Raw genomic sequence first — 14,716 nt, 5'->3', positions numbered from 1 at the left:
CATAGGCGCGGAATTCGCCGAAATACTTGGTGATCGCCGCCGTCAGCGTCGTCTTGCCGTGGTCAACGTGGCCGATCGTGCCGATGTTGACGTGCGGTTTGTTCCGTTCAAACTTTGCCTTTGCCATGGAATGGCTCCTTGTTCTTCAATGCTTGGTAAAGGGGCGGGGCGCGATGCCCCGCCGCAAGATCAGGCGTATTTCTTCTGGATCTCGTCCGAGATGTTCTGCGGCACGGCCTCATAGTGGTCGAACTGCATCGAGAACACCGCACGGCCCGACGACATCGAACGCAGGTTGTTGATGTAACCGAACATGTTGGCCAGCGGCACGAAGGCGTCGATGACGTTCGCGTTGCCGCGGCTGTCCTGCCCCCGGACCATGCCACGACGGCTGGTCAGGTCACCGATGATCGAGCCGGTATATTCCTCCGGCGTGACGACCTCGACCTTCATGATCGGCTCAAGCAGCTTGGCGCCGGCCTTCTTCAGGCCTTCGCGCATCGCGGCACGGGCCGCGATCTCGAATGCCAGCACCGAGGAGTCGACGTCGTGGAACGCACCGTCCGTCAGCGCGACCTTGAAGTCGATGACCGGGAAGCCTGCCAGCGGACCGGAATCCATGACCGACTTGATGCCCTTTTCGACGCCCGGGATGTATTCCTTGGGCACCGCACCGCCGACGATCTTGGATTCGAACGAATAGCCTTCGCCCGGCTCGGTCGGGGTGATGGTCAGCTTGATGCGCGCGAACTGGCCGGTACCACCGGTCTGCTTCTTGTGCGTGTAGTCGATGTCGGCCGACTGCGAGATCGTCTCGCGGTATGCCACCTGGGGTGCACCGATATTCGCCTCGACCTTGAACTCGCGCTTCATGCGGTCGACCAGGATGTCGAGGTGAAGTTCGCCCATGCCCTTCATGATCGTCTGTCCCGATTCAAGATCGGTCTCGACGCGGAAGGACGGGTCCTCTGCCGACAGGCGCTGAAGGGCCAGGCCCATCTTTTCCTGGTCCGCCTTGGACTTGGGTTCGACGGCGATCTCGATCACCGGCTCGGGGAAGGTCATCGTTTCCAGAACGACGGGGTTTGCCGGATCGCACAGGGTATCGCCCGTGGTCGTGTCCTTCAGACCCGCCAGCGCGATGATGTCGCCCGCAAAGGCTTCCTCGATTTCCTCACGGTTGATCGAGTGCATCATCATCATGCGGCCGACGCGCTCGCGCTTGCCCTTGGTGGCGTTCAGCATCTGATCGCCCTTTTTCATCACGCCCGAATAGATGCGCGTGAAGGTCAGCGAACCGACGAAGGGGTCGTTCATGATCTTGAACGCCAGGCCCGAGAACGGCTGGCTGTCATCAGCGCGGCGTTCCATGTTCCGGGTTTCGGTCTCGTCGCCGGGCAGGAAGCCCATATAGGCCGGAACGTCCAGCGGCGAGGGCAGGAAGTCGATGACCGAGTTCAGCAGGGGCTGCACGCCCTTGTTCTTGAACGCGGAACCGGCGGTGACCGGGAAGAACGACAGCGACAGAGTGCCCTTGCGGATCAGGGCGCGCAGGGTTGCCTCGTCGGGCTCGGTGCCCTCCAGATAGGCCTCCATGGCCGCATCGTCCTGCTCGACCACCAGTTCCAGCAGGTTCATGCGCCATTCGGCGGCCAGGTCCTGCAGCTCTGCGCGGATCGGGCGACGGAACCAGGATGCACCAAGGTCTTCACCTTCCCACACCCATTCTTCCATCTTGATCAGGTCGATGATGCCTTCCAGCTTGTCCTCGGCGCCGATCGGCAGGGCGATCGGGCAGGGGGTGCCACCGGTGCGGTCCTTGATCATCTTCACGCAGTTGAAGAAGTCGGCGCCGATCTTGTCCATCTTGTTGACGAACACGATCCGCGGAACCTTGTAGCGGTCGGCCTGGCGCCACACGGTCTCGGTCTGCGGCTCGACGCCGGCATTGGCGTCCAGCAGACAGATCGCGCCGTCCAGCACCGCCAGCGAACGCTCGACCTCGATGGTGAAGTCCACGTGGCCGGGGGTGTCGATGATGTTGAAACGGTATTTCGTGTCCGAAGTCCCCTCGGTGGTGGGGTCTTCCTGACGCTGCCAGAACGTGGTGGTCGCGGCAGACGTGATCGTGATGCCGCGCTCCTGCTCTTGCTCCATCCAGTCCATGGTCGCAGCGCCGTCATGCACTTCGCCGATCTTGTGCGACTTGCCGGTGTAGTAAAGGATGCGTTCGGTCGTCGTCGTCTTGCCGGCATCAATGTGGGCCATGATGCCGAAGTTGCGATAACGGGGAAGCTGATATTCGCGTGCCATGAAGTGGATCCTTTCGCCTTACCAGCGGTAGTGGCTGAACGCCTTGTTGGCGTCGGCCATCTTGTGCGTGTCTTCGCGCTTCTTCACGGCGGTTCCGCGGCCGTTGACGGCATCGGACAGCTCGCCTGCAAGGCGCTCTTCCATCGTGTTCTCGTTGCGCTTGGCCGCGGCGGTGATCAGCCAGCGGATGGCCAGCGCCTCGCGACGGATCGGGCGAACCTCGACGGGGACCTGATAGGTGGCACCACCGACGCGGCGCGAACGCACCTCGACCGAGGGTTTCACGTTTTCCAGCGCCTCGTGGAAGACTTCGATCGGCTCGCGCTTGAGACGGATCTCGACGCGCTCCAGCGCGTTGTAGACGATCCGCTCGGCGATCGATTTCTTGCCGTCAACCATCAGGTTGTTCATGAATTTGGTCAGCACGCGATCGCCATACTTGGCGTCGGGCAGGACATCGCGCTTTTCAGCGGCGTGACGACGGGACATATCTGCCTCTCCTTATTTCGGACGCTTGGCGCCGTATTTCGAACGACGCTGGCGACGATCCTTGACGCCCTGGGTATCCAGCACACCGCGCAGGATGTGGTAACGGACACCCGGAAGGTCTTTCACGCGGCCGCCGCGGATCAGCACGACGCTGTGTTCCTGCAGGTTGTGCTTTTCGCCCGGAATGTAGGAGATGACCTCGAAGCCATTCGTCAGGCGCACCTTGGCGACCTTACGCATAGCGGAGTTCGGCTTCTTCGGCGTCGTGGTGTAGACGCGCGTGCAGACACCGCGTTTCTGCGGGCAGCCCTGAAGGTGCTGCGACTTGGAGCGCTGCACTTTCGGCTGCCGCGGCTTGCGGATCAGCTGTTGGATCGTCGGCATTCGGTTCCCCGTCTTGCTCTGTCAATACTCGCAACCGATCGGTTGCGCCGCTTCTCGACGGCATCTTGCGCGAATCGCAAAATGCCAAGCCCGTCCCGCCCATAAAGGGCTGACGGGCATTCTTCCAGAGGATAAGGGCGGTTCGGCCCAGACCTCACAGGTTCTGGTACCCGGAACGGTTTCCCGTCAGGTCGCGTGGCTATAGGGTGAATCCCCGCGCCTGTCAACACGGCCCCCCTGCCCCACCCCTCAGGTCAGCGACCGCGCCAGGGCCGCCAGATCGCCCCGCCGCAGGCCGAACCGGGTGCGCAGCAGGCGGTTCATCTGGCCCTCCTCGGGCTGCCAGGGCAGGCCGGGCCCCATATCGCCCGAGTCGCTGTCGCCGTGGATCGAGCGGATGAACATCAGCGGGCCGTTGATCTGGACCCCCGGCATCCACTGCCCCAGCTTGGTGTGGTTGTAATGCAGGGCGGTTTCCGCCGCATCGGGCCGCAGAAAGATCGTCAGGGCGACGCCCATGTTGTGGCAGATGCGGGGCGTGATCTTCAGCTGGCCGTCCCGCGCCTCGACCATCAGGCCGCGCCCGTAATCCAGCGACAGCTTGCCCTCGGCCTGCCACAGGCCCGCGATCAGGGCGAAATCGCGGCGCGCGGCCTGAACATAGTCGACCGCCACGGCATCGTCGTCGTCATGGCGGAAATGGCCGATGACATCCGCGTCGGGGTCCACATGCGGGGCCACGGCGGCGCGGCAGGCCTGCAGGTGATAATCCATCGGCGGCACCAGCGACAGGCGCAGTTGCGGCACCCGGTCGCACAGGGCGCGCAGGCGGCCCAGCCACGGCTCGGGCAGGTCCGGCCCGGTCATCACCACCAGCGTATAGTCGGGATCGGTCTGCGCCAGCCATCCGGGCAGGGCGACGGTGGTGAACCAGTGCCAGCGCCGCTCCAGCCGGGCCGGGTCGTAAAGGTAGGCCCGCCGGGCGGCGATGCTGTCGTGTTCGACCTGATAGCCGCGCAGGCCCAGATAGGAATACCGGCACAATCCCAGCATCTGGACCCGCATCAGCGTCGCCGCCCCAGCTGCGCCTCGCGCCAGATCGTATAGATGCCCGCCCCCACGACCAGGGCCGATCCGACCCAGGTCCACAGGTCCGGCCAGTCGCCAAAGATCACCAGCCCCAGCACGATCGCCGCCAACAGCGAGGTATAGCGGAACGGCGACACGGCGGAGATCTCTCCGACGCGCATGGCGGCGACCGCGCTGACATATCCGACGGTCAGGAACGCGGCGCTCAGCAGCAGCAGGCCGATCTGCGCCCCCGTGGGCAGAACCCAGCCCTGCCCCAGGCTGAACAGCAGCCCGGTCAGCGTCACCAGAACCGCCGCGTAGAAGGCGATGGTCGATGACGCGACGTCGCGCCCGAACTGCCGCGTGGACAGGTCGCGCAGCGCGACCATCAGCATCGCCCCAAGCGCCACCAGCGACCAGATGCCGAAGGTGCCGCCCCCCGGGCGCAGGATGATCAGCACGCCCAGCATGCCCACCCCCACCGCCAGCACCCGCCGCCAGCCCAGGCTTTCGCCAAAGAACAGCGCCGCCCCCAGCATCACCACCAGCGGCAGCGACTGCATCACCGCCGTCAAGTCCGCGATGGCCATGCGCTGCAGCGCGTTCAGGAACAGCAGGGTCGAGCCGATCTCTCCGATCAGACGCAGGGTCATGGGGCGTCGTGCGGCCTGCGGGATGCGCAGGCGCAGCCCCCCCGTCCGACTGGCCAGCGCGACCAGCGCCAGCATCACGAACAGCCCGCGCAGGGTGATCGCCTGATACAGCGGCATGTCCTGGGTCACGAACTTGATGATCGCGTCGTTGCAGGTGAACCCGATCATCGACAGCGTCATCAGCCCCGCGCCACGCAGGTTGTCGCCCGGCTGCAGCGGTTCCGGCCGGATCGAGGCGGGGCGAGTCCGGCGCAGCGGAGAGATCAGGGGCGAGGGCATGGGGGCTTTCCGGTGAATGCGGCGGTTGCGGGAATGTCAGGCCAGCGGATCTTCGGTGCCTGTCAGCGCCGCACTCAGCGCAGGCAGATCCAGGCCAAAGCGGCGGCTCAGCACCTGCGCCAGTTCGGCCTCGTCGGTGGGAATGCGATTGCGGCCGATCAGGTGGCCGCGGCTGTCATTGGTGGCGTGATGGCCGCGAATCCACATCGCCCGGCCCGGCATGGCGATGGTCGGCGCCTTGGTCCAGACCTTGTCATGGCGATAATTCATCAGCGACCGCACTGCGCCCCCCGGAAAATAGAAGGTCTGCGCCGGAACCCAGTTCTGCGCCATCTCGGCATGCAGCGCAAAGCGGCCGTCCGCCACCTCGGCCACCAGGCCGCTGATATAGTTGATGACGACGGGATGATGCTGGCCCGCCAACCGCTCGGCCAGGCGATGATCGGCGCGCACGCGGCGCACGTAATCCACCGCGACCGCATCGTCGTCATCCATGCGAAAACGCACCACCACGTCGGCGGTCAGATCGATGTGGCGCGCCAGGGCCTCGCGGCAGGACGGGGCATGGCGGGCGGGGGGCAGCTGCTCGATCCGGATCTGGGGCATCACCTGTGCCAACCGCTGCAGGCGGGCCAGCCAGCGCGCGGGCAGATCCGAGCCCGTGACGATGATCAGGAGGAAATCGGGGTCGGTCTGCCACATCAACGGCGGGATGCAGACGGCCTCGAACCAGCGCATCCGCTGCTCCATGCGGGCAGGGTCGTAAAGAATGGCCCGGTTGCGGTCCAGATCATCGCCGGTGGTCTGGAAATCGCCCTGCGTCAGCAGCGAAAAACGACACAGGCCCAGGACTTGAATGCGCATCACGGTTCCTTGAACGGCAAATGCAGTATGTGCACGGCGTCCGGTCGGTCAACCGAAAAGACAAAGGCCCGACACAGGGTGCCGGGCCTTTGCCAGTCATGATCCGGGACGATCAGTCCTCGTTGCGATCCTCGGGCACATCCACCGCCTCGGGGGCAGAGGGCGCAAAGCTCGGCTCGGGGGCGGCCAGGGCAGCCGCGGCCTCGGCGGCGCTGCGACGCGCCTCGATGACCTCGGCGTCCCGCTCGGCCGCGATGCGGCGAACGCGTGTGGTCGCACCACCGGTGCCCGCCGGGATCAGGCGGCCCACGATGACGTTCTCCTTGAGGCCGACCAGCTTGTCGCGCTTGCCCTGGACGGCAGCCTCGGTCAGCACGCGGGTCGTCTCCTGGAAGGAGGCGGCCGAGATGAAGCTGCGGGTCTGCAAGCTGGCCTTGGTGATGCCCAGAAGGACAGGCTCGCCCGTGGCGGGACGTCCGCCGCGTGCCTCGATCTTGGCGTTCTCCTCGACGAATTCGTCACGCTCGACGTTTTCGCCCTTCAGCAGCGTGGTGTCGCCGCCGTCCAGGATCTCGATCTTCTGCAGCATCTGGCGAACGATCACCTCGATGTGCTTGTCGTTGATCTTCACGCCCTGCAGGCGATAGACGTCCTGCACCTCGTCGATGAGATAGTCGGCCAAGGCCTCGATCCCCATGATGCGCAGGATGTCATGCGGCGCGGGATTGCCGTCCATGATATAGTCACCCTTCTGCACGAAGTCGCCTTCCTGCACCGGGATGTGCTTGCCCTTGGGCACCATGTATTCGACGGGGGTCAGACCCTCCTCAGACGGCTCCAGCGTGATGCGGCGCTTGTTCTTGTAGTCCTTGCCAAAGCGCACATAGCCGTCGATCTCGGCGATGATCGCGTGATCCTTGGGACGACGGGCCTCGAACAGTTCGGCCACCCGCGGCAGACCACCGGTGATGTCCTTGGTCCGCGCGCCTTCACGCGGGATGCGGGCCACCACGTCGCCGGGACGGATCTCCTGGCCGTCCTCGACCGACAGCACGGCATCCACCGACATCGGATAGCTGACCGGGTTGCCCTGATCGTTGCGCACCGGCTCGCCGTTGGCGTCCATGATGATGATCTCGGGCTTGAGGTCGTTGCCTTTCGGCGCCGACCGCCAGTCCGTCACGATCTTCTGGGTCATGCCCGTCGCATCGTCGGTCTCGTCGCGGACCGAGATCCCCGACATCAGGTCGACGAACTTGGCCACGCCGCCCTTCTCCGCGATGATCGGCAGGGTATAGGGGTCCCATTCGAACAGCTTCGCGCCGCGGATGACCCGCTCGCCTTCCTTCACGAACAGCTTGGAGCCGTAGAACAGCTTGTGGCTGGCCCGCTCCTGCCCCTGGTCGTCCAGGACCAGCAGCTGCATGTTGCGCGACATCACCACCTGCTCGCCATTGGCATTGCCCAGGATATTGGCGTTGCGATAGGACACTGTGCCTTCATGGGACGCGGCCTGGAACGACTGCTGGCCGCCCTGCGCGATGCCGCCGATGTGGAAGGTCCGCATCGTCAACTGGGTGCCCGGTTCGCCGATCGACTGCGCGGCGATGATGCCGACAGCCTCGCCGATGTTGACCAGCGTGCCGCGGGCCAGATCGCGGCCATAGCACAGCGCGCAGATCCCATCCTCGGATTCGCAGGTCAGCGCCGAGCGGATGCGCACGGTCTGCACGCCTGCCGCCTCGATGGCGTCGGCGCGGCGTTCGTCGATCACCTCGCCGGCGCGGACGATGATCTCGTCCTCACCCGGGACCAGCACGTCCTCGGCGGTGGTGCGGCCCAGCACGCGTTCGGCCAGCGGGCTGATGACCTCGCCGTCGTTCACCGCGGCGGATGCCGTGATGGCGCGTTCGGTGCCGCAATCATGCTCGCGGATGATGCAGTCCTGCGCCACGTCGACCAGTCGACGCGTCAGATAGCCCGAGTTCGCGGTCTTCAACGCCGTGTCCGACAGACCCTTGCGGGCGCCGTGGGTCGAGTTGAAGTATTCAAGAACGGTCAGACCTTCCTTGAAGTTCGAGATGATCGGCGTCTCGATGATCTCACCCGACGGCTTGGCCATCAGGCCGCGCATGCCGCCCAGCTGCTTCATCTGGTTGACCGAACCCCGCGCACCGGAATGCGCCATCATATAGACCGAGTTCGGCTCCATCTCGGCGCCGTTCTCGTCCTTTTTCTTGGACGAGATGGTGGTCATCATGGCTTCGGTCACGCGGTCGTTGCACTTGGACCAGGCGTCGACAACCTTGTTGTACTTCTCGCCCTGGGTGATCAGACCGTCCAGATACTGCTGTTCGAACTCCTTGACCTGATCCTGGACCTCGCCGACGATCTCCCACTTGGTGTCGGGAACGACCATGTCGTCCTTGCCAAAGCTGATGCCGGCCTTGAATGCCTCGCGGAACCCAAGCGTCATGATCTGGTCGCAGAAGATCACCGATTCCTTCTGACCGCAGTAGCGGTAGACGGTGTCGATGACGACCTGAACGTCTTTCTTGCGCAGCAGCTGGTTGACCAGGCTGAACGGTGCCTTGGCATTCAGCGGCAGCAGACCGCCAAGCCGCAGCCGGCCCGGCGTAGTCTCGAACCGCTGCCACACCTCATTGCCGTTCTCGTCGATCTGCTTGATGCGCGCCTGAATCTTGGCGTGCAGATGCACCTCGCCTGCGGCCAGCGCATGCTCGACCTCGTCGATGTTGGAGAAGGCCATGCCTTCGCCCTTCATCCCGTCGCGCATCATCGTGACGTAGTAGATACCAAGGATCATGTCCTGCGACGGCACGATGATCGGCGCGCCGTTGGCGGGCGACAGAACGTTGTTCGTCGACATCATCAGGACGCGCGCCTCAAGCTGCGCCTCCAGCGACAGCGGGACGTGCACGGCCATCTGGTCGCCGTCAAAGTCGGCGTTGAAGGCCGAACAGACCAGCGGGTGCAGCTGGATCGCCTTGCCTTCGATCAGGATCGGCTCGAACGCCTGGATGCCAAGACGGTGCAGCGTGGGCGCGCGGTTCAGCAGAACCGGATGCTCGCGGATGACCTCGTCCAGAATGTCCCAGACCTCGGGGCGTTCCTTCTCGACCAGCTTCTTGGCCTGCTTGACGGTGCTGGACAGACCCTTCGCCTCAAGTCGCGAATAGATGAACGGCTTGAACAGCTCCAAGGCCATCTTCTTCGGCAGGCCGCACTGATGCAGCTTCAGCTCGGGGCCGGTCACGATGACCGAACGACCCGAAAAATCGACGCGCTTGCCCAGAAGGTTCTGGCGGAAGCGGCCCTGCTTGCCTTTCAGCATGTCCGACAGCGACTTCAGCGGGCGACGGTTGTTGCCCGTGATGACGCGGCCACGGCGGCCGTTGTCGAACAGCGCATCGACCGATTCCTGCAGCATGCGCTTTTCGTTGCGCACGATGATGTCCGGCGCGCGCAGCTCGATCAGCCGCTTCAGACGGTTGTTGCGGTTGATCACCCGGCGATAGAGGTCGTTCAGGTCCGACGTGGCGAACCGGCCGCCGTCCAGCGGGACCAGCGGGCGCAGTTCCGGCGGAATGACCGGAATCACGGTCAGGACCATCCATTCCGGACGGTTGCCCGATTCCAGAAAGCTCTCGACGATCTTCAGGCGCTTGATGATCTTCTTGGGCTTCAGCTCGCCGGTGGCGGCCTTCAGGTCCTCGCGCAGCTGATCAGCGGTTGCCGCCAGATCGATATTGGCCAGCATCGCGCGGATGGCTTCGGCACCGATATCCGCCTGGAAGGCGTCGGCGCCAAAGTTGTCCTGCGCGTCCAGGAACTCTTCCTCGGACAGCAGCTGACCATAGGTCAGGTCGGTCAGACCCGGCTCGATGACGACATAGTTCTCGAAGTACAGAATCCGTTCCAGATCGCGCAGGGTCATGTCCAGCATAAGGCCGATGCGGCTCGGCAGCGACTTCAGGAACCAGATGTGGGCCACGGGGGCGGCCAGCTCGATATGGCCCATCCGCTCGCGGCGGACCTTCTGCAGGGTCACTTCCACGCCGCATTTCTCGCAGACCAGGCCGCGATACTTCATGCGCTTGTACTTGCCGCACAGGCATTCGTAATCCTTGATCGGACCAAAGATGCGCGCGCAGAACAGGCCGTCACGCTCAGGCTTGAACGTGCGATAGTTGATGGTTTCGGGCTTCTTCACCTCGCCAAAGGACCAGGCCAGAATTTCTTCGGGCGAGGCCAGCGAGATCTTGATTTCATTGAACTGCCGCGGCGGGGCCAGCGGGTTCAGGGGGTTCGTGGCAAGTTCCTGGTTCATTCTCAATTCCTAATGAAGGGCATGGAGGAAGGGGTGGTGAGGGCTTTCGCCCTCACTCGTCCTCGTCCACATCCAGGAGTTCCATGTTGAGGCCCAGACCCCGGACCTCCTTGACCAGCACGTTGAACGATTCCGGCACACCCGCCTCGAAGTTGTCCTCGCCCTTGACGATGGACTCGTAGACCTTGGTGCGGCCGGCGACGTCGTCCGACTTGACGGTCAGCATTTCCTGCAACGTATAGGCGGCGCCATAGGCCTCCAGGGCCCAGACCTCCATCTCGCCAAGACGCTGGCCACCGAACTGGGCCTTGCCGCCAAGAGGCTGCTGCGTGACCAACGAGTACGGACCTGTCGAACGCGCGTGCATCTTGTCATCGACAAGGTGGTGCAGCTTGAGGACGTACTTCATGCCCACGGTGACCTTGCGGGCGAACTGCTCGCCCGTGCGGCCGTCGAACACCACCGACTGACCCGAGGTGTCGAACCCGGCACGCGTCAGCGCGTCGTTCACGTCCGCCTCCTTGGCGCCGTCAAAGACCGGCGTGGCGATGGGAACACCGGCGCGCACCGTATCGGCGTGCTCGCGCAGCTGCTCATCCTCCATGCCCTCGAAGGTGTCGGCATACAGCTCGTCGCCGTAACCGATGCGCATGGCCTCGCGGACCGGAGTCATGTCGCCATTGCGGCGGTAATCCTCCAGCGCCTCGTCGATCTTGAGGCCCAGGGCACGGCTGGCCCAACCCATGTGGGTCTCCAGGATCTGACCCACGTTCATGCGCGACGGCACGCCCAGGGGGTTCAGAACCAGGTCGACGGGGGTGCCGTCTGCCAGGAACGGCATGTCCTCCATCGGGACCACCTTGGACACGACGCCTTTGTTGCCGTGACGACCGGCCATTTTGTCGCCCGCCTGCAGCTTGCGCTTCACGGCGACGAAGACCTTGACCATCTTCATCACGCCCGGCGGCAGGTCGTCGCCCTGACGGACCTTCTCGACCTTGTCCTCGAAACGCGCTTCCAGCAGCTTCTTCTGGGTGTCGTACTGGCCGTTCAGGGCCTCGACATCCTTGGCCACGTCCTCTTCGGACACGGCCAGCTGCCACCACTGGCCACGCGACATGGTGCCCAGCAGCTCCTCGGTGATCTCGGTCCCCGAGCGGATGCCCTTGGGGCCCTTGAGCGCGGTCTTGCCCAGGATCAACGTCTTGAGACGCGCGTAGATGTTGCGGTCCAGGATGCCCTGTTCGTCGTCGCGGTCGCGCGCCAGACGCTCGACTTCCTCGCGCTCGATCTGCAGGGCGCGCTCGTCCTTGTCGACGCCGTGGCGGTTGAAGACCCGCACCTCGACGATGGTGCCATAGGCACCCGGCGGCAGACGCAGCGAGGTGTCGCGGACGTCGGACGCCTTTTCACCAAAGATGGCGCGCAGCAGCTTTTCTTCCGGCGTCATCGGGCTTTCGCCCTTGGGGGTGATCTTGCCCACCAGGATGTCGCCCGGTCCACATTCGGCGCCGATATAGACGATGCCAGCCTCATCCAGATTGCGCAGGGCCTCTTCGCCCACGTTCGGGATGTCGCGGGTGATCTCCTCCGGCCCCAGCTTGGTGTCGCGGGCCGCAACCTCGTATTCGTCGATATGGATCGAGGTGAACACGTCGTCGCGGTGGATCCGCTCGCTGATCAGGATCGAGTCCTCGTAGTTGTAGCCGTTCCACGGCATGAACGCGACGACCACGTTCCGGCCGATCGCCAGTTCGCCCTGGTCGGTCGAGGGACCGTCCGCGATGACCTGGTTGGCCACGACCTTCTCGCCGACCTTGACCAGCGGACGCTGGTTGATGGTCGAGGACTGGTTCGAGCGCTTGAACTTGCGCAGACGATAGATGTCCACGCCCGCATCGCCCGCGCCCATGTTCTCGGTCGCCCGGACAACGATGCGCTGCGCGTCGACCTGGTCGATCACGCCGCCGCGGCGCGCCATGATGGCGGCCCCGGAATCGCGGGCGACGGTCGCCTCCATGCCGGTGCCGACGAACGGCGCCTCGGCCCGCAGCAGCGGGACCGCCTGACGCTGCATGTTCGAGCCCATCAGCGCGCGGTTGGCGTCGTCGTTCTCAAGGAACGGGATCAGGGCTGCCGCGACCGACACCAGCTGCTTGGGCGACACGTCGATCAGGTCGATCGCATCCACCGGGTTCAGCATGAAGTCGCCCGACTGGCGGGTGCTGATCAGCTCGTCGACGAACCCGCCTTCGGCGTCCAGCGTCGCGTTGGCCTGCGCCACGGTGTGACGCATCTCCTCGGTCGCGGACATATAGACGACCTCGTCGGTCACCTTGCCCTCAATCACCTTGCGATAGGGGGTCTCGATAAAGCCGTACTTGTTGACCCGCGCAAAGGTGGCCAGCGAGTTGATCAGACCGATGTTCTGACCTTCCGGCGTCTCGATCGGGCACATCCGGCCATAATGGGTCGGGTGGACGTCGCGAACCTCAAAGCCCGCACGCTCGCGCGTCAGACCGCCCGGCCCAAGGGCCGACAGGCGGCGCTTGTGCGTCACTTCGGACAGCGGGTTGGTCTGGTCCATGAACTGCGACAGCTGGCTGGAGCCGAAGAATTCACGCACCGCCGCCGCTGCGGGTTTGGCGTTGATCAGGTCCTGCGGCATGACGGTGTCGATCTCGACGCCGGACATACGCTCGCGGATGGCACGCTCCATGCGCAGCAGGCCGACGCGGTACTGGTTCTCCATCAGCTCGCCGACCGAACGCACCCGGCGGTTGCCCAGGTGGTCGATGTCGTCGATCTCGCCCTTGCCGTCGCGCAGTTCGACCAGGCCGCTGATGCAGTGGACGATGTCCTCGTGGCGCAGCGTGCGCTGCGTATCGGGGGCATCCAGCGCAAGACGCATGTTCATCTTGACCCGGCCCACGGCGGACAGGTCATAGCGTTCGCTGTCGAAGAACAGCGAGTTGAACAGGTTCGACGCGGCCTCGACGGTGGGCGGCTCGCCCGGGCGCATGACGCGATAGATGTCCATCAGCGCGCCTTCGCGGCCCATGTTCTTGTCCGCGGCCATCGTGTTGCGGATGTAGGGACCGACATTGACGTGGTCGATGTCCAGCACCGGCACGTCGGTGATGTCGTTGTCCAGCAGCACCTTGAGCAGGCCGCCGCTCATCTCGCCCTGCTTGTCGTATTCCGCGGTGATCTCGTCACCCGCTTCGGCATAGATGAAGCCGGTCTGCTCGTTGACGATGTCCTTGGCGACAAAGCGGCCGACGATGCGCTCGAACGGGACGAACAGGTTCAGCTGCTCTTCCGACTCCAGCAGCTTCTTGACCAGGCGCGGAGTCACCTTCTCGCCGGCCTTGCTGATGACCTCGCCGGTATCGGCGTTCACCAGATCAAAGGCCGGGCGGGTGCCGCGCACGCGCTCGGGGAAGAACCGCGTCACCCAGCCCTGCTCGCGCCCCTCGCGGCGCAGGGTATAGGTCACGGTCTCGTAGAACGCGTCCATGATCGCTTCCTGATCCATGCCCAGGGCATAGAGCAGCGTCGTCACCGGCAGCTTGCGGCGGCGGTCGATGCGGGCGAACACCAGATCCTTCGCGTCGAATTCGAAATCCAGCCACGATCCGCGATAGGGAATGATGCGGCAGGCGAACAGCAGCTTGCCCGACGAATGCGTCTTGCCGCGGTCATGGTCGAAGAACACGCCCGGGCTGCGGTGCATCTGCGACACGACCACACGCTCGGTGCCGTTCACGATGAACGTGCCGTTCGTCGTCATCAGGGGCATGTCGCCCATGAAGACGTCCTGTTCCTTGATGTCCTTGACGGATTTCGCCCCGGTGTTCTCGTCGACATCGAACACGATCAGACGCAGGGTGACCTTCAGCGGCGCGGCATAGGTCATGTCGCGCTGCTGGCACTCGTCCACGTCGTATTTCGGCTTTTCCAACTCGTACTTCACGAATTCCAGCGTCGCGGTCTCGTTGAAGTCCTTGATCGGGAACACCGACTGGAACACGCCCTGGATGCCGTCACCATCGTTATGACCGCTGCCCTCGCCCGAGTTCAGGAACAGGTCATAGGAGGATTTCTGAACCTCGATCAGGTTCGGCATCTCCAGAACTTCACGGATGTTGCCATAATAGCGGCGGATCCGCTTTTGGCCGACATAAGCTTGCGCCATGGGGTCTTGTCACCTTTCGTCTTCGCGCGCGTCCGGGTCGGGGCCCCCGGAACGCACCTACGAATGCAGGGGTGAGGTTCCATTCGTGCCACGCGTCCCACCGCGCGGCTCCCG

9 protein-coding genes are annotated in these 14,716 nt (G+C 64.2%); all 9 read right to left on the bottom strand.

Annotated elements, in window-relative coordinates; all coding sequences use genetic code 11:
- Window positions 1-127: GTP-binding protein (locus FA740_RS03990; protein WP_232017738.1), on the bottom strand; the 127-nt coding region annotated here is incomplete at its 3' end.
- A gap of 62 nt (window positions 128-189) precedes the next feature.
- Window positions 190-2,313 (bottom strand): elongation factor G, encoded by a 2,124-nt coding sequence (gene fusA, locus FA740_RS03985; protein WP_136855476.1) that lies wholly within the window; start codon window positions 2,311-2,313, stop codon window positions 190-192.
- Window positions 2,314-2,331: 18 nt separating this feature from the next.
- Window positions 2,332-2,802: a 30S ribosomal protein S7 gene (gene rpsG / locus FA740_RS03980; RefSeq protein WP_136855475.1), complete on the bottom strand. Its 471-nt coding sequence runs from the start codon at window positions 2,800-2,802 to the stop codon at window positions 2,332-2,334.
- 12 nt (window positions 2,803-2,814) lie between these two features.
- On the bottom strand, window positions 2,815-3,186 hold the full coding sequence (rpsL, locus tag FA740_RS03975) for a 30S ribosomal protein S12 (RefSeq protein WP_022705687.1): 372 nt from the start codon (window positions 3,184-3,186) through the stop codon (window positions 2,815-2,817).
- A gap of 249 nt (window positions 3,187-3,435) precedes the next feature.
- A complete protein-coding gene (locus FA740_RS03970; RefSeq protein ID WP_136855474.1) occupies window positions 3,436-4,251 on the bottom strand; it encodes a glycosyltransferase in 816 nt (271 codons plus the stop codon).
- On the bottom strand, window positions 4,251-5,189 hold the full coding sequence (locus tag FA740_RS03965; RefSeq protein ID WP_136855473.1) for a DMT family transporter: 939 nt from the start codon (window positions 5,187-5,189) through the stop codon (window positions 4,251-4,253). The genes FA740_RS03970 and FA740_RS03965 overlap by 1 nt, the downstream gene beginning before the upstream one ends.
- A 36-nt stretch (window positions 5,190-5,225) precedes the next feature.
- A complete protein-coding gene (locus FA740_RS03960) occupies window positions 5,226-6,053 on the bottom strand; it encodes a glycosyltransferase (RefSeq protein ID WP_136855472.1) in 828 nt (275 codons plus the stop codon).
- A 112-nt stretch (window positions 6,054-6,165) separates the two neighbouring features.
- Window positions 6,166-10,404 carry a DNA-directed RNA polymerase subunit beta' gene (gene rpoC / locus FA740_RS03955; RefSeq protein ID WP_136855471.1) on the bottom strand — a complete coding sequence of 1,413 codons (4,239 nt, stop codon included), beginning with the start codon at window positions 10,402-10,404 and terminating at the stop codon, window positions 6,166-6,168.
- Between the two features lie 52 nt (window positions 10,405-10,456).
- Window positions 10,457-14,602 carry a DNA-directed RNA polymerase subunit beta gene (gene rpoB, locus FA740_RS03950; protein ID WP_136855470.1) on the bottom strand — a complete coding sequence of 1,382 codons (4,146 nt, stop codon included), beginning with the start codon at window positions 14,600-14,602 and terminating at the stop codon, window positions 10,457-10,459.
- Window positions 14,603-14,716 lie beyond the last annotated feature (114 nt).

Origin of the sequence: Paracoccus hibiscisoli (assembly GCF_005048265.1) — a bacterium.
GTDB classification, from domain to species: domain Bacteria; phylum Pseudomonadota; class Alphaproteobacteria; order Rhodobacterales; family Rhodobacteraceae; genus Paracoccus; species Paracoccus hibiscisoli.
The sequence above is the reverse complement of the archived record's forward strand: the minus strand, read 5'-3'. Positions and strand labels throughout refer to the sequence as shown.